Consider the following 19073-nt stretch of genomic DNA (forward strand, 5'->3'; position numbering starts at 1 on the left):
TCACTGTCACTACCGGCGCATCCCGCCTCCGCCGCCCCAACCGCCATGCATGCCACCGCCACCGTGCCAGCCGCCGCCGTGCCAACCGCCGGCCGGCCTGCCGCCACGGAATCCCACCCGGCTGAAGTGAATATGATCCAGCGCATAGCGGTGATGAAACCGGTCGACGAAAATAAACGGCCCACCGAATCCGACGGTCACGACGCCGCTCCAATACCACGGATCGTAGTACGGATAGAGTCCCGCTGGATACAGCGCCACGGCATTGTCGTCGCCCTGCACGATCTGCCAGGTGCCGTCCGGTTGCTGGCACGCGAGTCCGGTGATCTGCTGCATGGAGCCATTGATTTCGGCCTGACCCGCGACCGTCTGGCATGGCGGGCCGTCCTCACTGGATTGCGCTGCTACCGGCCCCGCACACGCGACACACAAGGCTAATACCGCCCAACGTCCTTTGATATAACGCATGATTCCGTCCTGTCCCGACGCTTCGGTGTTGCGTCCGCACTCGCGGCCGTCGCCGTAAAGACCACGTCGTTTCGCCTCGCATCCGCCCATGCGGCTGTCTGCTCAAAACCGCGCAAGCGGCGCAAGCAGAAGCCGCATTAGCATGGGCTTGCAACGAGTAAACGAAATGCCGGACAACGCTATTCCGATGATGCGCCGGGCGCGCGGCCCGGTTGCGTTACATCATGTTTCAGCAGGCGTTGCCGCCAGGTGTCGGGCGGCGCGCCAGCCGCGCCGGTCTATTCTTTCCACGACGACGGTTTGCCGCCCAGCGAGCCGCACACGTCAATGGCGATCTCGCGTAGCTTGCCCTCCGAGATCGGCCCCGACAACGCGTAGCCCATGTGGCTGTTCACCCAGTAAAAGGTGCGCCGGTTGCCTTCGCGAAACAGGCGAAACGCAGTTTCATCGTCTGGAATCCCGGTCACATAAAGCGTGAGCCGCGCGCCGTCTGAATTCTCGTACATGAACTGCGCCGCCGGCCCCGCTTCGCCCGGCAGCAGGCGACCGCCCACCAACGAATAACCGTACTCCTGCAGCGACGGCACCGAGAGCGGCCTATTCAGCCGTTTCGAGAGCCAGCTAATCAGATGTTGTTCTTCGCTAGCCGCGACCTCGACCGGATGGCGCTGCTCGGGCGTATAGACCGCATAGGCGACGTCCGCGCGTCGGGCGAAGCTCAGCGGCTGCGCGCCGATCCAACCGCTCGGCAAGCGCGACGCGAGCGGTCCCGCTGCGAGCGCGAGGCCCGCGCCCGCAGCCAGCCAGCACGCCGCGAGACTGACGCGGCGCCACCACGGCGGCGGCACGCGCACGACTACGAACGACGGCGCGCCATCGCTCGCATCGCGCTGGGATACACCGCCGCACAAGGCCTGCAAGGCAGATTTCTGCGCCCGCCACGCTTCCACCCGCGCGGCCGCCTCCGGATCGTCGGCGAGATGTTCGAGAACGGCCGCGCGCGTGCCTTGCGGCAACTCACCGTCGATGAACGCCGAGAGCGCGCGCAAATCCGCCGGTTTCAGCGAATCGGGAAGAGCGGAATCGTGGTCGTCTTGGCTCATCACGGCGTTCTCACTACTTTCAACGGCGTGGGGATGCGCGCCGGCCCTTCGGTCAGCAGCACACGCATGTGCTCGCGGGCACGGGACAAGCGCGACATCACCGTGCCAATCGGCACGCCGAGCGCAATCGACGCCTCCTGATAAGTCAATTCCTCGACGCACACGAGCAGCAGCACTTCGCGCTGCTCGATCGGCAGACAATACAGTGCCCGTTGCAAATCGCGCAATACCAGCCCGTCTACTTCGCCGGGCGGCGCTGCGAGATCGCGCCACGGCGCGGTTTCCTCATCGACCGTGACCTCGCGGCGCACCCGCAACTGATCAATGTAGAGATGCCGCAGGATCGTCAACAACCATGCGCGCAGATTGCTGTTCGGCCGGAACGCCGCCCAGCGTGCAAGCGCGCGCTCGGCGGTGTCCTGCACCAGATCGTCTGCCCATGCGGTATCGCCCGTCAGTGCGCGCGCATAGCGGCGCAACTGCGGGAGCCATGAAATCACTTCCGCTTCGAACTTCACTCAGCGAACGGCGCGCGCGGGCTGTTAATAACCGCCAGTGCTGCTCGTGCTTCCGCCGCCGGACGAATCCGCTGTCGTGCAAGCCGTGGTGCCGAAGGCTGTTAGCGCGAGCGCCACGATGACGCACGCGGTTGAAACCAGTTGGGACAATTTCATATGCAGTCTCCTGACGACACCCGCTTTGGGCCCCGCGCCGGTTTGCGACCGGATGCCGGGATGTTGCGGTGTGTCATGCGTTGAATTGCCACGCGACGGGCGCAGCGGACCGTGACCGCCGGCGCGTCGAGACTGGCCCGCCTGCAGGGCCGTCCGGACGCGGGCTAAGTCGAAGCAGGGCGCCGCCGAACACGCCGCCCATGCAACGTTAACGCCGCGACAGCAGGTTTATTCCGCCCTCTTGCAGATAAAGCGCGGCAAGGCGGAGCGGCGGCAATGCCGGGAGCCGGGCCAGCCTTCCTCCGCCAGAGTCCTGCCAGATTGGTAACTCAACGTTACGAGGGTCAGTTATCAGATGCTTCTATCCGCGCAAGCCGTTATAGTGGACGCAGAGAACGCTCCCCCCGCGCGCTTTTCCCTGAAAAGGGTAGAATCGCGGCGAGCAACTGTCCTTCTTACCTGACTTGTCCATGGCATCCGCAGAATCGCATCCGCAAAACGACTTCATGAACGCAGCGCGCAAAGAAAGAAAGCGCGTCGAGATCTATCTTGTCAACGGCATTCGCCTGACGGGGTGTATTGAGTCGTTCGATCAATATCTGGTGATGCTGCGCACGCCGGTCGGCCTGCAAGGCATCTACAAGCGCGCCATTTCGACCATCCAGCTCGACACCGGCACGCGTCCCGCGCCGCGGGCCGGGCGGCCGTCGCACGGCGAGCACACCACGCGCGGCCCGCATGGCTCGCGCGAGCCGCGGGAACACCGCGAACCGCGTGAGCCGCGCGAATCGTATGGCGCCCAGCCGCCTGCCGAGCGCACGCCGTCTTCTGACCGGGCGCCTTCGGACGGCCCGGTAGTGGTCACGCGCCGCCGGCGCCTGTTCGGCACGGGCAATGGCGACGGTAACGGCAACAACAACGGTCAGGAATAGGTCGTGTTGCAGAGGCGGGCCGGCTGGTCCGCCTTGCTTGATCCGCTTGACTGGCCAGCTACGCTGGCCTGAGTGGCTCGCCCGGTTACCCCACCGCTTCAGCCGGCCGATTGCGCCGCATTCCCCAGACGCTGCAAGATCTGTTCAAGACGCACCCCCTGCTGGTGCGTCAGTTCGTACCCGGCTTTGACCGCGAGCACACGCCGGCGCCAATAGCCGGCGTTCAGGATGCGCTGCATGGGTTGCTGTGTGGCCCAGTCGAGGTGCTCCAGTTCCGCTTCCACGACATGCAGTGCGTTTAAGCGTTGCGCCTGCCGCGATCCGTTCGATTCCATAGCTGCGCCACCTCGTCTTTGAGCCGCCCGGATGCGACCGATGCCGGCCGTCTCTCGCGACACACCCAAGACGAGTCACAAGGCCCAAATTTCAAGCATTTTTGTGACGTTTTGTGGCTTCGTGCGGCGCATCGGCCCACAGAAAAGCCGTGGAACGCGGCGCCGGGTTTGCGCTATCCTGACTATTCGACACTCTTTGCGGAGCACGACATGTCCAAGCCGAAGCCACACGCGCCGCCGCCCGCCCAAACGGCCGAAGACCGTCTCGATGAGGCTCTCGACGAAACCTTCCCCGCGAGCGACCCGATCGCTGTCGATCCCACCGAGCGGCCGCATCCCACGCCTGTGCCTCCAGCAACCCCTCACCCCGACAAAGCAAAGAAACACCACTAGACACCGCGTCTGCGCGGTAAGCTGCCGCACGCCGCGCCTGTCTTTGACTTACTGCGCCCTACAGCTGCCCGCGCAATAGCACGCAGCATGAACGCCACCGAACCACCCTGCCCGCTCCCGCAAGAAGGAACGACAGCATGTCCAGCGACACCGCCCGCGGGCTCACCCGCGCCCCCGCGCGTTTCCTGCGCGAACGCGACGGGCACGAGGCCCACGTTACCAACGTCGAACTGTTTTTCGACCTGATCTACGCGTTTGCCGTCACGCAACTCTCGCATCGGCTGATGCATAACCTGAGCGCGTTCGGCGCGCTCGAAACGCTGGTCCTGTGGTTCGCGGTCTGGCTCGGCTGGCAGTACACCTGCTGGGTCACCAACTGGTTCGATCCCGAGCGCATCCAGGTCCGTCTGCTGCTGTTTGCGGTGATGGTGATCGGCATGGTCATGGCCGCGAGCCTGCCGCTCGCCTACGGCGAGCGCGGCCTCGTCTTCGCGATCAGTTACGTGGTGATCCAGGTGGGCCGTAGTCTGGTCGTGCTGGCGTTTCTGGGCCGCGACCATGCGCTCACCGCGAACTTCCGGCGCATCTGCGGATGGCTCGCGATTTCAGGCGTCGCATGGATCGCGGGAGGTCTGCTCGACGGCATGCCGCGCTTCGCCTGCTGGAGCGTAGCGGTGCTATGCGAGTACCTCTCGCCGATGTTCGGCTTCCCACTACCGGTGCTTGGCCGCTCGACCAGCGCGGATTGGCGAACCACCGAAGGCGGCCACATCGCCGAGCGCTGCCAGGCATTTGTGATTCTCGCGCTCGGCGAGTCGGTGGTGGTGACGGGCGGCACGCTGTCGGATCTGGCCACATGGACCGCGCCTTCGATCATCGCGTTTCTGGTGTGCTTTGCCGGCAGCGTCGCCATGTGGTGGATCTACTTCGACACCAGCAGCAGCGCCGGCAGCCGCGCCATCGCAAGCTCGCGCGAGCCTGGCCTGATGGCAGCCTATTTCCACTACGTGCACGTGATCCTGATAGCCGGCGTGATCGTGTCGGCCGCCGCCGACGACCTCATCATCCTGCATCCGCCCGAGCGTATCGACTGGCCGACGGCGTGGCTGCTGCTCGGCGGCCCGGCCATCTACGTGGCGGGCAACGGGTTGTACAAACGCGTTGTCTATGGCCTGTTTCCGCTATCGCACGTGGTGGGGCTGGTGCTGCTCGCGCTTCTCGCGCCATTCGCATTTCACACCGATCTGCTCATGACGGGCGGCCTCACGACTGTCGTGATGATCGTGGTAGCCGCCTGGGAGAGCGTATCGCGCCGCGGCTCGACGCAGGCTGAGGAGCCTGCTAGCGCGGAGTAACCGCGCGCGTCGCTCCCGACTGGCGGCTACCCTGCGGCAGACAGGCGAACGGCCGGCGCGTGGCACGCGACGAACGGCGCCGCAAAAGCAACAAAACCCCGCACGGCGAACCGGGCGAGGTCATGTTTTACTGCGACGGCGATGAACCTGGCGTTACGCTCAGTGCTGCGTCCCGGTCGTCGGCAAGCCGCTATCCAGTTGACGCTGCAGTTCCTGCACCTGACGCTGCGCATCGCGCAACTGGGCCTGGGCGGCACTCTTCTGCTGCGCAAGCGCCGTGGCTTCGGCACGCGTCTGCTGCTGCTGATTGTCGACGATGTTCTGTTGCTGACGCGCGACAGTAAGGTCGGCCTGCAGACGGTTGGCGCGGTCTTGGGACAACGCGATCATCCGGTCGGTGAAGGCCTTTTGCGCCTCCAGCCGGGTGCGGCGGATCTCGATATCGGACAGCTGCATGGTCTGACGGGCGAAGTCCTTGTAGATCATCTCGGCGCGCGTTTCGTCCCCGGTCTTGATGACTCGCCAGAAGGTTTTCTGCTGGAACAGCGCGACGTAGTACGTCATTTCCTGCGGGTAGAACAGCATGCTCGCGCCGTAGCTACCGTTGTACGTCGTGCGCAATTCCTTCAGATCCGAACCCCGGATCATCTGCTGCAATTCCGCGACGTTGCCGGCGGCGGATTGCTTTGCCTCGTCCGCTGTCAGCGCTGCGCTCTGCCCTTGCTGGTCCTGGGTCGTGGCGGGCAACGGCGCTGTCGTACCCGGCTGGGAAACGACCGCGGCGCTTGCTCCGCTATCCGGCAGAGACTGCGCATAGATGCCCTGCACAGTCCCGAGCGTTATCAGAGCGCCCAAGGCAATCTGTCGAAGTTTCGACTTGTGGTCCATGTAATTCCTGCTTGAACAGTTTTTGTTTTGTTACATCTTGTCTCATTATTACTCACTTTCGCGGGTTTCGGGCTCCTCGTCGAAAATTTGATACTTACGCATTTTCTCCCAAAGCACCTTGCGGCTGATGCCCAACGTGCCGGCCGTATCTTGCCTGCGCCAACCGTTTGCTTCAAGCGCCGCGAGCACGCGGTTGCGTTCGGCCATGTCCCATTTGCTGCGGTCCACCAGCACTTCTGCCGCGCTCTCCGCGGGCACCGGCTGGCTACTGCGCGCGAGCGCCAGCAGCCGATGCAGCCTGGCCGCATCCCACGCGCCGATCTGACGCACGGTCACGCCGATCCGCTCGGCGAGGTTGCGCAGTTCGCGCACATTACCGGGGAAATAAGTATCGGCTACTGCGTCGGCCAGCCAGTAAGGAATATCCGGCAGCGTGGCGAGCCGTTCGGCTCCCACTACCGAGGCGATAAACGCCTTGAAGATCGCGATCTTGTCGACCGCCCCGCGCTCTTCGAGCGAGGGGATTTTCAGTTCGATCACCGCAAGCCGGTAGTAAAGATCGGCGCGGAACGTGCCATCCTTGACGAGCTGCGGCAGGTGCTTGTTGGTGGCGGCGACGAGCCGGAAGTCAAGCTTGATGGGCGTCGCCGAACCGATTCGGGTGACCGCGCTGTCCTCGAGCACGCGCAGCAGCTTGACCTGTTGATAGAGCGGCAGGTCGCCGATTTCGTCGAGAAACAGGGTGCCGCCGTCAGCCTGCTCGAAGTAGCCTTTGTGGGCCACCACCGCGCCGGTAAACGAGCCTTTCGAATGTCCGAAGAAAAGCGATTCGAAGAGGCCATCAGGAATCGCGCCACAGTTCACCGGCACGAACGGGCCCTGTCCGTAGCGGCGGTGCTTTTCGTGCAGAAGCTGCGCGATGCGCTCCTTGCCGACGCCGGTCTCGCCATGCACGAGCACACTGGTGTCGCAGTCGGCGAACGTGTCGACTTCGTGCAGCAAGGCCTGCATGCATTCCGAATTGGCGACCAGCGCGCTCGACTCGAGCGTCTGCGCGGTATGGGCGCGTAATTGCAGCACGAGCTTGGTGACCATGCCGCGCAATTCGGCGCAAGTGAAGTCGAGCGGCAGGATGTGCGAATACTCGGACGGGTACATCGCGGGATCGTGATCGCGCGGCGCCGCGCCGACCCACACCACCGGCATGCCATGGGCGGCTTGCCAGTCGCGCAGGATCAGCGCGCCGCTGTCGATCACCGACACGCTGATGATGGCGAGCGACGGGCGCAGTGCAGTGCGTTCGGGGGAGATCGCGATATCGTCGGCGCGGATCACTTCGACATCGAAGCTCGCCATGCAGCGTGCGACCCGGTCGACGATGTCGGCCTTGCCTTCCCAGACGTAGATATCGAGTTCGTCGATTTTGGCGGTGGTTCTCATTGGCGAAGAATCAGTAAACCAGTTGGGCCTGGCCGCAGGCGAGTCCGAGGTCGTGGACCGTGCTTACGCCGATCTGGACACCCAGCAGTTGCAATAAGGGGACGAGGAGCGCGTCGAGCGAGGTCAGGATCGGATTGAGCACGGAGACAAGTGCACTAAGCAAAGGCGCTGCCGCCGCGCTGACGTCGCCCCCAAGCAGCGTTGCATGAATCGAAGTGGCCATCTGCGCTGCAAGTTGAGTCAGCAAGCCGGCAGCGGCCGAGCCGACCGCGTTGGTATTAGTGGACTGATATGCGGTGCTGCTGTTCGGCACGCCATTGAAGGTGAGCGTGGTCTGCGCCGGCTGCAAGGTGAGATTCAGGCCCGATGCCGGCGAGGACGATCCAACCGATACGTTGACAGCTGACATCCCCAGCGCGTTCACGGACGTGATCGTCGCCGGCTGCTTGCACTGCATCGCAGTGGTCGTATTCGTGAAGTTATTCAGCGCGTCCCCGCCGATGCATAGACCCGCGATGCCAGTGTTCGCGACAATGGTGCTTTGGCTCGTGGCCTGTTGAGTAGTACACATCGTATTTGTCAAAGTGGCGGTTCCATACCCCGCCTCGATGTAAATCGGCAGGTTCAAGGCACTCACGCTAACGAGATCCGGCAGTCCCAGAAAGGTCAAGCCTAAGCTCAAATTCAGCAGGTTGACGTTCAGATAGACCTGCACTTCCGCCGAACGCGCACTCGCGCGTGGGGTGCCGTTCGCATACGTCCCGGCTTCGCCCACTGCAATGACCGGTGGCTGGATGATCTTCGCCTGCGCCGAAATGTTCGCTAACGTACCTAGATTAAGCGCGGTGTTGAGGTTGATGGCCGAGTTGCCGTGGGCAATCTCGGCGGCCGCCATCAATACGTCGAGCGCATTCACGGTAGCGCTGACCGCCGCTTGCGGATCGTCGAGCGCTACGGCTAACAAACCGTTGGTGCCTGGCGTGTTGCCGAGCGCGACTTGCAGTCCGCCCGGAATGGCAGCCTGAATCGTACCCAGATCGGTAATAGCCGTCGCGCCCACCAACGTGCTCTTGCTCGCGGCCGTGACCATCGCTGAGACCAGGTTCGGAAGCGATATGTTGGTGTTGAGCAATTGAGTCATCGAACCGACACCGATCGCCGCAGCCAGGTCACCCAGCTTGATCTGAGTAGTAGCCAGTCCTTGATAAGACGCCACGCTCAGATTCAGGTTAGTGCCGAGCAGGCTGTTCAACAGGCCATTCACGAGTCCACCCGAGAGGGTCGCCACGGCGGAGGTGATCGAAAACGAACGAATGTTGGTCGCTTCCGCCGTGCTGACGGCCTGGACGTTGCGCGCCGGTCCCAGGAAAAAGTACGGCACCTTCTCGCTGACGGTGACCTGCACCGCATTCATCGGCGAACCAGAAGTCGAAAAATAGGATTGACCAGCATTGGCCGACGGATCCCAGCGGCCGCACACGACAGTCACGGTGGCACTCGTCGACAAATTGTTGCCCTTCACCGCATTGTTCTGCGCCGAAGTGGTGGCCGAGGCACATGCCCCACCGTTGCTGACGGTCTGCGCACCAGCCGTCGCCGCCATATCCGCGGTCCGCTGCATCTCCCGCCGCGCAAAGTAGAGGTTGCCGATATCGATCGCTCCCGCCGCTACCACCACCAAGCCGAGGCAAAGCGCGGCCACCAGCATTGTCACGCCGCGTTGGCGCCGCATCGACGCATAGCCCGCGCGGCGCCGGTGCGCAAAGCGCACACGCCGGACGAAACGGAGAGATGGTTCGGAGGCCGACATATCAGTTCTGCGGCAGCGTGCCGCCCTGTGAACCGCCTGCGCCCGCCTGACTGACTGAGGAACCGAAGAAATCGGGAATCTTCGAATTGAACGACTCGAGATACCGCTTGTAGGCAAGGTTAGCTTCCGCCCCGAGCATTGGACGTACGGGTGCAGCCGCTGTATTGCTACGCTGAAGCGCGAGCCACTCGTTGGTCGAATGATCGATTTCGCTAGCTCGCGGGGATTGCTGTGGCGCATCGCTCTGCGCAAAGACGAAATCTGTACCGCCGGCAGCCGCCAGCGCGACTATGGCTAACGCCGCCGTCAGCGCGAAACTCGTCGTGCGTGGCCTGCCTGCTTGTTTGCCCTTGTTTGTCATGTTTGCCCCCCTTCTGCCACCTGTTATTGTGAGAACCGCTGCAGCAAGCGCGGCGCGGGCTCGATGCCCTGCGCACCCGCAACTGGCGCAGCCCGCGCCATCTGCTGCGCTTGCGCCGCGCTTTCTTGCGCCCGTGCCGCCGTTGCCGCCATGGCCACCTTCGCCGCCTCGCGGCGAATCGCCAGGCGCACATCCGGTGAGAACTTCTCCTGGTCCATCAAGGCTGCAGCCTGCGTGTCGTTGCCATCCGCCAGCAAAAACAGCACGACGTTGCTGACGATTTTCGGATTGGCGTGATCGAGTTCCGCCGCTTTCATCAGCGGTACACGAGCGCCGTTGACATCCCCCTCGCGCAGCCTTGCGTAACCGAGATCCGAGAGTGTCGGGGCATCGGTCGGCGCGAGCCGGACCGCTTCCTGCAACTGTTGCGCGGCGCGGCCAAAGTCTCCCGACGCGCCAGCGATCAATCCAAGCCCGCGGTAGCCGCGCGCGGCAAGCGGCGTCTGCAGCAGTTTGGTGTAAGCGTCCGCCGCTGCCTGAGGTTGCTCGGTCATGCGTAGCGCGTCGGCGCGCATCAAGGTCGTCTCCGGCTTCACGCCATACTGCTTTTCGAACGCGTCGATGTGCGCGAGCGAGGCGTAGTAAAGCCCTTGTGTCTGCATGCGTTCGATCAGATTGAGGTATGTGCTCGCCGCGTCAGGTGCGGGATCGCGAGTCGCCTGGTCGATATCGGCCTGGCGTTCTGCTTGCGGCCCGACCCCGTAGCCGGACAGCTTCGACGCGCAGGCGCTGAGCAAGGCAAGCGTGAGCAGACAGGCAGTGTGCCGGGCCCAACTCCCGAACTGCCGGCTGTGTACATTGCGCCCGTTGCCCCCCGTTCGAGAAACATCTCCATGCGGTATCGCACGGGCCGTGTCGACAAAGCGCTTTGATGTCAAATTGTGAGTCATGGTCATTCCCTACCGTTGCATCGACTTGAGCGAATGCGTGACCGCTAGCACGCCCGGGCCAGCGGTCACAATCAGGAGCGCCGGCAACAGCGTCACGATCATCACGCCAGTCATCTTCACTGCGAGACGTCCGATCCGTTCGCGCAACATCGCGCGGCGGCTCTCTCGCAAGCGTTCGCCGAACTGCTTCAGGGGTTCCTGTACTGCGCCGCCGTGACGATCGACCTGTATCAGCAGGCGTACGATCGCGCGTAAATCCTCATTTCCGTAGCTCGAAGCGAGTCGTTGCAGCGATTGTTCACGCGTACGGCCCGTCGCGAACTGGCGCTGGGCGATTTCCAGTTCGCTCGACAGCACCGGCAGTACTCCGCGGAAATCGCCAACCATCACCTGCAGACTTTGATCGATCGACAAGCCGACCCCTTGAAGCAGACGCAGCAGGTCGACCAGCATCGGCAGCTCGTCTATCACACTACGCCGGCGAGCGGACGCGCGTCGCTGAATAAAGAGCTTTGGCACCATGAAACCGACGATCAACGCGCAGACCACGGCGGCCACATAACGCTGGCGGTCGAGATGGCCGCTTGCCAGCGTGCCGCAAAGAAGCGGCAAAACGATCGCGCCGCCGACCCGTGCAACGAGGAACAGTCCACGCGCACGCGTATCGACAAAGCCGCATTGCTCGAGCATGCGCCGGTCTTCGTCGGCGACCAGCTGACGTCCGAATGGCGTATCGAGCCATCGGATACCGGTATGCGCAAACTGCTCCAAAAGGGCTTTCAATCCAGTGGGGTGATTCGCCTTCGATGCCTTCCCGGCCGTATTCGATAACGCATCACCAGAGCGCGCTGCGGTGCCCGCGGCGGCGAGCGCGGCACTTTGCTGCGCGCGCTGATCGAGCGCGTGCGCAAGGTTCCGCTGACTGCGCCGCGCGGCCGCGAGCCTCGCCAGGATTAGCCCCGCAATCAATAGCAGCGCAAAGGCGGCGAGGGCCAGCGCAAGTGCGGCGACGAGATTAGCTCGCATCACGCCCTCTGCAACCGCGTCATGCGGTAGAGCAAATAGCCGCCGATCAGCTGCAGCCCGAACGCCAGGTATACCAACTGGCGTCCGCTCGGGTCGAACCACATCGCGCCGAAATAATGGGGGTTGGTCAGAATTAGAAAGCCGGCGATCCCGACCGGCAGCAGTGCGAGAATCCAGGCTGACAGGCGTGTTTCGGCAGACATCGCCGCCAGTTCGCGCTCGGCCTGCTCAAGATCGCGCATGAACGAGGCCATGCGATCCAGCATCACGTCCGCCCGGCCACCGTATTTCACCGAGAGTCGCAACACGGCGCCGACCAGATCGAGTTCGCGCGCGCCATACAGCACCGCGGCCTGCGAAAGTGCACGGTCAATTTCAACGCCGGTACGCAACATGCGTGAAACGTGATCGAGGCATTCGCGCAACGGCGTTTCGGTGGTTTGCATCGCACCCTGAAACGCCGCCGGTACGCTATTGCCCAGAATGATGAGACGCACGATGCCGTCCAGAAACGAGGGCACTTGCCGCACGATTTTCATCCGGCGCTTTTGCGTTCGCATCGACACGAGAAACGAGACGAAACACAGGCACGCGAGCAGCGTCACGCCTGCGGCCAGTGCACCGCCCTCACGGCCCGCCCAGAAGCAAAGCCACAGCGAGATCAGGGCAACGACGATGGCTGGCGTGCGGGCATGAGAAATGCCCGCACGGTTCATTGCGTTGTCGACGAGAAAGCGTAGCCGCGCCTTCAGATAAGCCACTTGCTCGCGCGTGCCGGAACCTGCCTCGGGCGCATGCGGCATCACGCCGCCATGTGCCGTCGACGCCTGGCGCACGGACGCCACTCGCGGACGCTGGACGTTCACGGGCGCCGTCGGCGCCATCCGGCTGTCGATAAAGCGCTCGGTGCTGACCTGCTCATCGCGTCGTGCCCCACGCTGCCACAACAGCAGCGCACCGGCCGCGCATAACAGCGCGATCGCCGCGAAGAGTATGGTGGCGCTAGACATTGAAGCCCCCGCCAAAACCACCGCCACTGCCACCAAAACCGCTGAATCGGCCAGATGGTTCAGGCGCGCCACCCAGCGCCTGTCTGAAGCGCACCAGCTTCGGCGAATGCGGATGGATGCCGAGCGAAGTCCAGTTATCGATCTCTTCGCCGTCCTGAGCGGTTATCGGCTCGTAGCGATACAGCTCCTGAGTAGCGATGATGTTGTCGGACAGACCCGTTACTTCGGTAACCGAAAGAATCCGTCGACGCCCATTCGAGAGGCGGCCGATCTGCACGATAAAGTCGATCGCATTGGCGATCTGCCGGCGCAGGCTCGACTCGGTGCCCTGAAAGCCCGCAAAACCCGCCAGCATTTCGAGCCGGTACAGACACTCGCGAGGCGAGCTCGCGTGCACCGTGCCCATCGAACCGTCGTGGCCCGTGTTCATCGCCTGCAGCATTTCGAGCACCTCGCCGCCGCGCACTTCGCCGACGATGATGCGGTCCGGACGCATCCGCAAGGTGTTACGCAGCAGGTCGCGAATCGACACCACGCCGGCGCCATCGAAGCCTCCCGGGCGGCTTTCGAGCCGCACCACATGCGGATGGTTCAGCGAGAGCTCTGCCGTGTCCTCGATCGTCACCACGCGCTCTGCTTCGGGAATGTGGAAGGCGAGCGCGTTGAGCAGCGAAGTCTTGCCCGAGCTCGTGCCGCCCGACACCAGCACGTTGCAGCGCGCGGCCACTGCCGCTTCGAGCAGCGCACCGATTTCCGGACTGTATGTGCCGTTGCCGAGCAGATCGTCGGGACGCAGCGGGTCCTTGCGGAATTTGCGGATCGAGACGATCGGCCCATCGATCGAAAGCGGTTCGATCACGACGTTCACGCGCCCGCCGTTGGGCAGGCGCGCGTCGACCATCGGATTCGATTCGTCGAGACGCCGCCCGATCGGCGCAAGAATGCGCCGCACGATGCGCAGCAGATGGGCGTTGTCGGCAAAGCGCACCGGAATTTTCGTCAGAATGCCGTGGCGCGACACATACACGTCGTTGTAGCCGTTGATCAGGATGTCTTCGACCGCTGCGTCGTTGAGCAGGTCCTCGATCGGGCCGAAGCCCGCGAGTTCCTTGGTCAGCGCTTCGGCAATCAGCCGCACCTCGCTCTCGTTGATCGGAATCCGGCGCAGCCGTACGAAGCTGTCCATTTCCAGATCGACGAACTGGTTGATCGCATTGCGCGACCAACGGCCGAACTCCGCGCCGAGTTCCTCGATACGCGTAAGCAGATGTTCGTGCGCCGCGTTCTTGATGTCCTGGAACTGCTGGCTATGCGCAAATGAAGGCGCGTCGTCGGCAAATTCGATGTCTTTAGCCATCGTCTATGACCGCTTGTTTGAGGTTGGAATGAAGCGCTTGAGCGCACCGAGTGCCGACTTGCCACGTGCCTGCGCTGCCGCTTTCGCCTCACCGCCGAGCCGCTCGACGAGCGGTTCGAGCGCGCGCACATACGGGTCGCGGGCGGATGCGTCGACTAGCAGATGTCCCTGGTTGACCGACTGCCCGAGCGCCACGCGGCGCTCCGGCAACGTACCGAGCAAGGGGATGTCGAGACGTTGGGCGATCTGCGTAGCCGAGAGGCCGAGATCCGGATCGAACTTGTTGACAAGCAGGTGCACCTGACTGACGTCCACGCCTTCTTCGCGCAACGCGTCGAGTACACCGACCGCCGAGACGATCGACGCCACGCCTTGATCGCAGAGCAGCCAGGTTTCATCCGCGGCCTGCACGACGTGTGCGATGAACTCGCTGTTGGTGAAGCCGCCCAGATCGATGATCTGCTGGTCGAAGAACGCGCGCAGGCGGTTCAGAAGACTGATTGAGCTCGAGTACGACACTTCGCGCATGTCGGCCAGGTTCGGCGGCAGCGACGTGAGTGCAAGACCGCTCGGATGATGCGATAGCGCCGTGTGGACGAAGGTCTGATCGAAGCGGCGCAGATTGCGCACGGCATCGACGAAATTGAATTCGCTGCGCGTGTTGAGCAGGAGCGAGCCGTCGCCGGCTGGCAGGCCGAGGTCGAATAACGCGGTCTGCCGCCCCTGCGCGGCGTCGCGCCGGTGCAACAAGGCCGAGAGGTTGGCTGCGAGCGTGCTGACGCCCATGCCAACTCGCGCGCCGAGCAGGACCGTCACATGGCCATGCCGGCTGACCGGCTCGACCAGGTTGTCGAGCACCTGGCGCGTGATGCGCAACGCGTCTTCCGCGGGTGCCGACAGATCGATGAAATCGCGCACGCCCACGCGCAGCGCGGCGAGCGCACCCTCAGGTTCGCCAAGCGAGCCCACGGCGACAATCTGCAGCCCCGGATAGGCCGCCCGCGCCGCACTGGTCGCGGCGCTTGCGGCGGCAGCGCGGCCGCCCGAAAAATCGACAAACACCACCGACGGATTGAGCGTCGCGATGCGTTGCGTGAGCATCGACGGGTCGAGCGACACCCGTTCGACCGCACCCGCCGCCACGAGGGTATCGGTCAACCATTGGACGTGCTCGTCGGCCAGCGATGCGAACACGAAATAATCGGTGATCACCCGTTCAGTCAATGAATGCGTTCTCGCGTTCATGTTGGACATCCTTTTACGGCATCGGCCAGACAGCGGCCGATTCGTACTGCGCACTGCCACGGTTGAACGGCAACGATGTACCGCCCTGCCCGTCCTTCCGGTTCGTCACATCGCACGGCACGCACCGCGCGACGCTTCGAACCACGTTCACTTCGAGAACCCCGGCGCCGCGTCCGGCGACGCCACACCGCCGAGCAACACACGCCAGACCGGCCCGTCGCGCTGCTCCGACAGCTCGCCAGGCGTCGATGGGAGTGCTGCTCCTTTCGCGATCGGCGAGACCAGATGCGGGGTCACGATGATTACCAGTTCCTCGTCGTTCTGCGAGTAGCTCATGTTCTTGAAGAACGCGCCGATGATCGGCAGATCGCCGAGCAACGGCACTTTCGACACATTCGAGACCGTCTGGCGATCGATCAGGCCACCGATCACAAAGCTCTCACCGTCCCCCAGTTCCACCGTGGTATCCGCGCGCCGCGTCGTGATGGCCGGCACCGAGACGCTGTCGATCGTGATCGCGTTCGTAAAGTCCAGCGCACTCGCTTCCGGGGCCACCTTCAATGCGATCCGGTCCGGGCTCAGGACAGTCGGCGTCAACGTCAGGCCGACGCCATACGGCTTGTATTCGATCGACACGGTCCCAAGTCCTTGCGGCACCGGAACGGGAATCTCGCCGCCCGCAAGAAAGCTCGCGCTCTGGCCTGACAAGGCGACGAGCGTCGGCTCCGCAAGCACGCGCGCAAGGTTGTTGCTCTCCATCAGGCTCAGGTCGGCGCCGATACCGTGCGTGACCGAGTTGAACACCAGATTGAAGGCCGATGAGATCGGCGTGGTCGAGTTAAACGAAGGTGACGAGCCGAACGTTGCCGATGTCAGCGACGACGGAGCAAACGAGCCAAACGTGAAGCCGTTGTTCTGCTTCAGGATGTTCAGACCGATCTCCTTGAGCACAGAACGGCTGAATTCGACCACCCGTACATCGACCTGCACGACCGAGCGTGTCGCTACCGTCGAAGCGTCTACCACGTTCGCACCACCTCCGCCCGCTGCGCCGGCAGCAGATCCACCGCTCCTGCCGTAGCTGCCGCCCTTACCTCCCGCGCCCGCGTCGGCCCTGCCGTTCAGGCCACTGCCAAGAGACGCAGCACGAGCGCGCGCTTCGGCTTCAGCGACCGCAACCGCGCGCTGATGTTGTTCCATCGACGCAGCCGAGCCGGAAATCACCGCCGTATCGCCCGACGTCTTCACGTTCGGCGAGCCGGGCCCCAACAGTGCGCCCGAGGCCGTCGTGCTCACGTTGACCGTATAGGTCATTGGCGCGTCCTGGTTGCGCTCCCACAACATTACGTTGGTGGTGCCTGGAGACTTGCCGATCAGCAGCACGCCCCCGCGCTTGTCGCCTTTGATGATCAGCACATCCGCCACGCTAGGGTCGCCGATCGCGATCCTCTGCAAACTGTGGCCAAGCGCCAGCGACTGCTGCGAGCCCACTGTGATATCGACTGTCCGCGCGCCGTTCTCCGCATGACCAGCCGGCGATATGACAAGCGACGCCGCGCAGAGCCACGCCGCGATCCCACCTGCAAAAATCCGTTTTTTCATATTCTTATGGACGCGACTGGCCGCCCGCTCCCTGAAACCTTTATCGGGCGACCGTTTCGGCACGCCCACCCCGAATGACCTCAATATTGTCGACCGGCGCGGCGGCGACCCGCGTGACCGGGCGGGCAATGTGCGGCGCAGCTTGTGGCCGCGCTGCTACGTTGCCCCCAGCGCCGGACAATTCATCGAGCGCCACGCCCGCTGCAGCGCGCGTGGAATCCTGTGTCGCATCCCCGGCTGGCGCATTGGCGGAGATTTTCACCACGCCTGTGGGCGACGCAAAAGCATTCGGATCGACTACTTCGTCATCCTTCGGATTGCGTAGTGCGAAGATGAGACGTCCGGAGGTTTCGGCCAGCGAAAGTTTGTCGATATCGGCGACCGGTACCGCAAGTACTGCGGTGCGCACCATGCCGTTCGCGTCACCCGGGTTGTCGGCTCCCGGCGTCGCGTTGCCGAATGCAAGCACACGCACCTTGGACATCAGGAGTCGTGCCTGGCTCCGGTCGATTTCAGCACCACCACCATTGCCGTTACCCGCATTGCTGTCACGTTTCAGCGTGAAGAACACGTCGACGAAATTGCCTGGTCGCAGGCGGTTGCCAACTGCGTTGCTTTCATCGACGCGCACCGCTACCGCGCGCTGCCCCGGGTCGATCCGCTCGGCAAGTCCCGACGACAGCTGAGCTTCGAGTACCGGCGACTCAGGACCGATATCCGACGTCGGCACACGTCCGGCCAGCATCGACGGATCGACGAACGCTCCATTCGGATTGATCGGCAGCGACTGGACGCGCAACGCATCGACGGTGATTGGCTTGCCAGCGGGCAGCACGCGTGTCGCCACCACGACGGGGAACGTCGCTTGTGCGGTCTGCGCAACCGGATGCGATACAGGCCGGCGTGACAGGGTCCACGCAAAAATGCCGAGCAGCAGTGCGAGCGCAATCAGGACACCTGCCAGGATTCGAGTCAGATTCGGCATGAGGAGCTGCCTGATTGTTCGGGTTCGAACCCGCCTGAGCGCAGCTCAGGCAGCCGAGACGACGCCGGAAAAAAAAGAGCAAGCGCGTACATCACAGTATGTTTTCCGGGTTGAGTTGCACCATCGCACTGCTTACCAATGAAGCAGGCAACACAAAGCCTGTCAGCGGCAGGTTCGGCACCAGTGGACTGCTCGCGTAGTTGTAGGTGAGCGTCACGTTGACGCAATCCATCGTTGCGTCGTAACTACACGTCGCCCAGGTCGACACACACGTTGCCGTGCTGATCAATGACGCAACCATATTGCTCGCCGCGGTGCACGCCGCGGCCGTACGCGCCGCCAGCGCGTTGCCGGTACTGGTCGCCGTCTGGTAGTTCAGCGCGGCACGCGCGCCCTCTTCCGCGGCCAATGTCAGGTTCTGTTGCGCAACGAAAATCAGGCTGAAAGTGACGATGCCGTAAAGAATCACGAAGAACAGCGGGAAAATCATTGCGAATTCCACTGCTGCGGTGCCGCGTTGACGGCGTGGACGCAGCGGTGCCGATCGCGCAGCGAGGTACGAAGCCGATTTATAAGTAATCCTTTTCATTTGACACCCGCAGCGAACACCTGCAAGCCCATCCAGGCCATCGCCGGCACCGTCAGGCAGGCTGCATACGGCGTAGCGCGTTTACCGCCCAACTCGAAAGTCGGCTCACCCGAGCGGCCTATCGCGGCGAGCCGAGTGCGGGTCGAGACTAGCAACCAGACTGCATGACAGCCTGCTATGAGGCTCGCGGCAATCCACAGTCCAGGCAGCGCATGCATTCCGCACCAGGCGCCGAGCACGGCGAAGACCTTCACGTCGGCCGCGCCCATCACACCGAGCGCGAAGAACGGCATCAGCGCACATAGGCCGACGAGTGCACCCAGCGAGGCTTGAGAAAGGGTAATGCCGAATGGACCGTGCCTTAATGAGGCGCACGCCAACGCCGCTGCCAGTCCGGCAACGACAAGTGCATTCGAGACGCGTCGACTACGGCAATCGCATATAGCAACGACCGAGGCCCACACAACGAATAACCAATGACTGAGCGTATTCATATCGGACTCGACGGGCGAAACAAACCGATGCGGGCTGCTTTCGCAACCCGCATCCG

The 19073-nt window shown here is 63.3% G+C and carries 21 protein-coding genes; 3 read left to right on the forward strand and 18 right to left on the reverse strand.

The window, feature by feature from the left end:
• Window positions 1-9 precede the first annotated feature (9 nt).
• From P3T17_RS14530 to P3T17_RS14545, 4 genes are all read right to left on the reverse strand, one after another.
• Entirely contained in the window at window positions 10-468 is a 459-nt protein-coding gene (locus P3T17_RS14530; protein ID WP_074266102.1) for a hypothetical protein, read from the reverse strand.
• 278 nt (window positions 469-746) lie between these two features.
• The gene (locus tag P3T17_RS14535; protein WP_074264951.1) at window positions 747-1571 is read right to left on the reverse strand and encodes an anti-sigma factor family protein; all 825 of its coding nucleotides are present in this window, start codon (window positions 1569-1571) and stop codon (window positions 747-749) included.
• Window positions 1571-2089, reverse strand: coding sequence for a sigma-70 family RNA polymerase sigma factor (locus P3T17_RS14540; RefSeq protein WP_074264952.1), 519 nt, complete (start codon window positions 2087-2089; stop codon window positions 1571-1573). Before P3T17_RS14540 ends, P3T17_RS14535 begins: the two co-directional genes overlap by 1 nt.
• A 24-nt stretch (window positions 2090-2113) precedes the next feature.
• Complete coding sequence (locus tag P3T17_RS14545) at window positions 2114-2245, reverse strand: hypothetical protein (RefSeq protein ID WP_302050853.1); 132 nt, start codon at window positions 2243-2245, stop codon at window positions 2114-2116.
• A gap of 470 nt (window positions 2246-2715) precedes the next feature.
• On the opposite strand from P3T17_RS14545, the gene hfq reads away from it, so the two are divergent.
• A complete protein-coding gene (gene hfq / locus P3T17_RS14550; protein ID WP_074264953.1) occupies window positions 2716-3177 on the forward strand; it encodes an RNA chaperone Hfq in 462 nt (153 codons plus the stop codon).
• A gap of 98 nt (window positions 3178-3275) precedes the next feature.
• Here the strand turns inward: hfq and P3T17_RS14555 are convergent, their stop codons facing one another.
• Window positions 3276-3512: a hypothetical protein gene (locus P3T17_RS14555; RefSeq protein ID WP_074264954.1), complete on the reverse strand. Its 237-nt coding sequence runs from the start codon at window positions 3510-3512 to the stop codon at window positions 3276-3278.
• A gap of 210 nt (window positions 3513-3722) precedes the next feature.
• On the opposite strand from P3T17_RS14555, the gene P3T17_RS14560 reads away from it, so the two are divergent.
• Both P3T17_RS14560 and P3T17_RS14565 read left to right on the forward strand, forming a co-directional pair.
• Window positions 3723-3905 (forward strand): hypothetical protein, encoded by a 183-nt coding sequence (locus P3T17_RS14560; RefSeq protein WP_429407453.1) that lies wholly within the window; start codon window positions 3723-3725, stop codon window positions 3903-3905.
• A 137-nt stretch (window positions 3906-4042) separates the two neighbouring features.
• The gene (locus P3T17_RS14565) at window positions 4043-5260 is read left to right on the forward strand and encodes a low temperature requirement protein A (protein WP_429407455.1); all 1218 of its coding nucleotides are present in this window, start codon (window positions 4043-4045) and stop codon (window positions 5258-5260) included.
• Between the two features lie 159 nt (window positions 5261-5419).
• Here the strand turns inward: P3T17_RS14565 and P3T17_RS14570 are convergent, their stop codons facing one another.
• From P3T17_RS14570 to P3T17_RS14630, 13 genes are all read right to left on the reverse strand, one after another.
• A complete protein-coding gene (locus P3T17_RS14570; RefSeq protein WP_429407457.1) occupies window positions 5420-6148 on the reverse strand; it encodes a DUF2968 domain-containing protein in 729 nt (242 codons plus the stop codon).
• A 48-nt stretch (window positions 6149-6196) separates the two neighbouring features.
• Entirely contained in the window at window positions 6197-7588 is a 1392-nt protein-coding gene (locus tag P3T17_RS14575; protein ID WP_074264958.1) for a sigma 54-interacting transcriptional regulator, read from the reverse strand.
• A 10-nt stretch (window positions 7589-7598) separates the two neighbouring features.
• On the reverse strand, window positions 7599-9398 hold the full coding sequence (locus P3T17_RS14580) for a TadG family pilus assembly protein (protein WP_429407459.1): 1800 nt from the start codon (window positions 9396-9398) through the stop codon (window positions 7599-7601).
• A 1-nt stretch (window position 9399) separates the two neighbouring features.
• Window positions 9400-9759 carry a DUF3613 domain-containing protein gene (locus tag P3T17_RS14585; RefSeq protein ID WP_429407461.1) on the reverse strand — a complete coding sequence of 120 codons (360 nt, stop codon included), beginning with the start codon at window positions 9757-9759 and terminating at the stop codon, window positions 9400-9402.
• A 23-nt stretch (window positions 9760-9782) separates the two neighbouring features.
• Window positions 9783-10709 carry a tetratricopeptide repeat protein gene (locus P3T17_RS14590; protein ID WP_429407463.1) on the reverse strand — a complete coding sequence of 309 codons (927 nt, stop codon included), beginning with the start codon at window positions 10707-10709 and terminating at the stop codon, window positions 9783-9785.
• A gap of 9 nt (window positions 10710-10718) precedes the next feature.
• Entirely contained in the window at window positions 10719-11735 is a 1017-nt protein-coding gene (locus tag P3T17_RS14595) for a type II secretion system F family protein (RefSeq protein ID WP_429407465.1), read from the reverse strand.
• Window positions 11735-12745, reverse strand: a complete 1011-nt coding sequence (locus P3T17_RS14600) for a type II secretion system F family protein (RefSeq protein ID WP_429407467.1) — start codon at window positions 12743-12745, stop codon at window positions 11735-11737. Before P3T17_RS14600 ends, P3T17_RS14595 begins: the two co-directional genes overlap by 1 nt.
• Window positions 12738-14102 (reverse strand): CpaF family protein, encoded by a 1365-nt coding sequence (locus P3T17_RS14605; protein WP_429407469.1) that lies wholly within the window; start codon window positions 14100-14102, stop codon window positions 12738-12740. The genes P3T17_RS14600 and P3T17_RS14605 overlap by 8 nt, the downstream gene beginning before the upstream one ends.
• Before the next feature lie 3 nt (window positions 14103-14105).
• Complete coding sequence (locus P3T17_RS14610; RefSeq protein WP_429407471.1) at window positions 14106-15347, reverse strand: fimbrial protein; 1242 nt, start codon at window positions 15345-15347, stop codon at window positions 14106-14108.
• A gap of 147 nt (window positions 15348-15494) precedes the next feature.
• On the reverse strand, window positions 15495-16949 hold the full coding sequence (locus tag P3T17_RS14615; RefSeq protein WP_429407473.1) for a type II and III secretion system protein family protein: 1455 nt from the start codon (window positions 16947-16949) through the stop codon (window positions 15495-15497).
• A 40-nt stretch (window positions 16950-16989) separates the two neighbouring features.
• Window positions 16990-17934 carry a Flp pilus assembly protein CpaB gene (cpaB, locus tag P3T17_RS14620; protein ID WP_429407475.1) on the reverse strand — a complete coding sequence of 315 codons (945 nt, stop codon included), beginning with the start codon at window positions 17932-17934 and terminating at the stop codon, window positions 16990-16992.
• 91 nt (window positions 17935-18025) lie between these two features.
• Window positions 18026-18523: a TadE/TadG family type IV pilus assembly protein gene (locus P3T17_RS14625; RefSeq protein ID WP_429407476.1), complete on the reverse strand. Its 498-nt coding sequence runs from the start codon at window positions 18521-18523 to the stop codon at window positions 18026-18028.
• Window positions 18520-19017, reverse strand: a complete 498-nt coding sequence (locus P3T17_RS14630; protein WP_429407478.1) for an A24 family peptidase — start codon at window positions 19015-19017, stop codon at window positions 18520-18522. Before P3T17_RS14630 ends, P3T17_RS14625 begins: the two co-directional genes overlap by 4 nt.
• Between the last annotated feature and the right edge of the window lie 56 nt (window positions 19018-19073).

Source organism: Paraburkholderia sp. GAS82, from assembly GCF_050436285.1.
In the GTDB taxonomy this organism is placed as follows: Bacteria; Pseudomonadota; Gammaproteobacteria; order Burkholderiales; family Burkholderiaceae; genus Paraburkholderia; species Paraburkholderia phenazinium_B.

Excerpts from the sequence above, each read along its gene's own strand:
- P3T17_RS14530 (WP_074266102.1), bottom strand. The coding sequence starts at position 468 with ATGCGTTATATCAAAGGACGTTGGGCGGTATTAGCCTTGTGTGTCGCG.
- P3T17_RS14535 (WP_074264951.1), bottom strand. The coding sequence starts at position 1,571 with ATGAGCCAAGACGACCACGATTCCGCTCTTCCCGATTCGCTGAAACCG.
- P3T17_RS14545 (WP_302050853.1), bottom strand. The coding sequence starts at position 2,245 with ATGAAATTGTCCCAACTGGTTTCAACCGCGTGCGTCATCGTGGCGCTC.
- hfq (WP_074264953.1), top strand. The coding sequence starts at position 2,716 with ATGGCATCCGCAGAATCGCATCCGCAAAACGACTTCATGAACGCAGCG.
- P3T17_RS14555 (WP_074264954.1), bottom strand. The coding sequence starts at position 3,512 with ATGGAATCGAACGGATCGCGGCAGGCGCAACGCTTAAACGCACTGCAT.
- P3T17_RS14560 (WP_429407453.1), top strand. The coding sequence starts at position 3,723 with ATGTCCAAGCCGAAGCCACACGCGCCGCCGCCCGCCCAAACGGCCGAA.
- P3T17_RS14565 (WP_429407455.1), top strand. The coding sequence starts at position 4,043 with ATGTCCAGCGACACCGCCCGCGGGCTCACCCGCGCCCCCGCGCGTTTC.
- P3T17_RS14570 (WP_429407457.1), bottom strand. The coding sequence starts at position 6,148 with ATGGACCACAAGTCGAAACTTCGACAGATTGCCTTGGGCGCTCTGATA.
- P3T17_RS14575 (WP_074264958.1), bottom strand. The coding sequence starts at position 7,588 with ATGAGAACCACCGCCAAAATCGACGAACTCGATATCTACGTCTGGGAA.
- P3T17_RS14580 (WP_429407459.1), bottom strand. The coding sequence starts at position 9,398 with ATGTCGGCCTCCGAACCATCTCTCCGTTTCGTCCGGCGTGTGCGCTTT.
- P3T17_RS14585 (WP_429407461.1), bottom strand. The coding sequence starts at position 9,759 with ATGACAAACAAGGGCAAACAAGCAGGCAGGCCACGCACGACGAGTTTC.
- P3T17_RS14590 (WP_429407463.1), bottom strand. The coding sequence starts at position 10,709 with ATGACTCACAATTTGACATCAAAGCGCTTTGTCGACACGGCCCGTGCG.
- P3T17_RS14595 (WP_429407465.1), bottom strand. The coding sequence starts at position 11,735 with ATGCGAGCTAATCTCGTCGCCGCACTTGCGCTGGCCCTCGCCGCCTTT.
- P3T17_RS14600 (WP_429407467.1), bottom strand. The coding sequence starts at position 12,745 with ATGTCTAGCGCCACCATACTCTTCGCGGCGATCGCGCTGTTATGCGCG.
- P3T17_RS14605 (WP_429407469.1), bottom strand. The coding sequence starts at position 14,102 with ATGGCTAAAGACATCGAATTTGCCGACGACGCGCCTTCATTTGCGCAT.
- P3T17_RS14610 (WP_429407471.1), bottom strand. The coding sequence starts at position 15,347 with ATGAACGCGAGAACGCATTCATTGACTGAACGGGTGATCACCGATTAT.
- P3T17_RS14615 (WP_429407473.1), bottom strand. The coding sequence starts at position 16,949 with ATGAAAAAACGGATTTTTGCAGGTGGGATCGCGGCGTGGCTCTGCGCG.
- cpaB (WP_429407475.1), bottom strand. The coding sequence starts at position 17,934 with ATGCCGAATCTGACTCGAATCCTGGCAGGTGTCCTGATTGCGCTCGCA.
- P3T17_RS14625 (WP_429407476.1), bottom strand. The coding sequence starts at position 18,523 with ATGAAAAGGATTACTTATAAATCGGCTTCGTACCTCGCTGCGCGATCG.
- P3T17_RS14630 (WP_429407478.1), bottom strand. The coding sequence starts at position 19,017 with ATGAATACGCTCAGTCATTGGTTATTCGTTGTGTGGGCCTCGGTCGTT.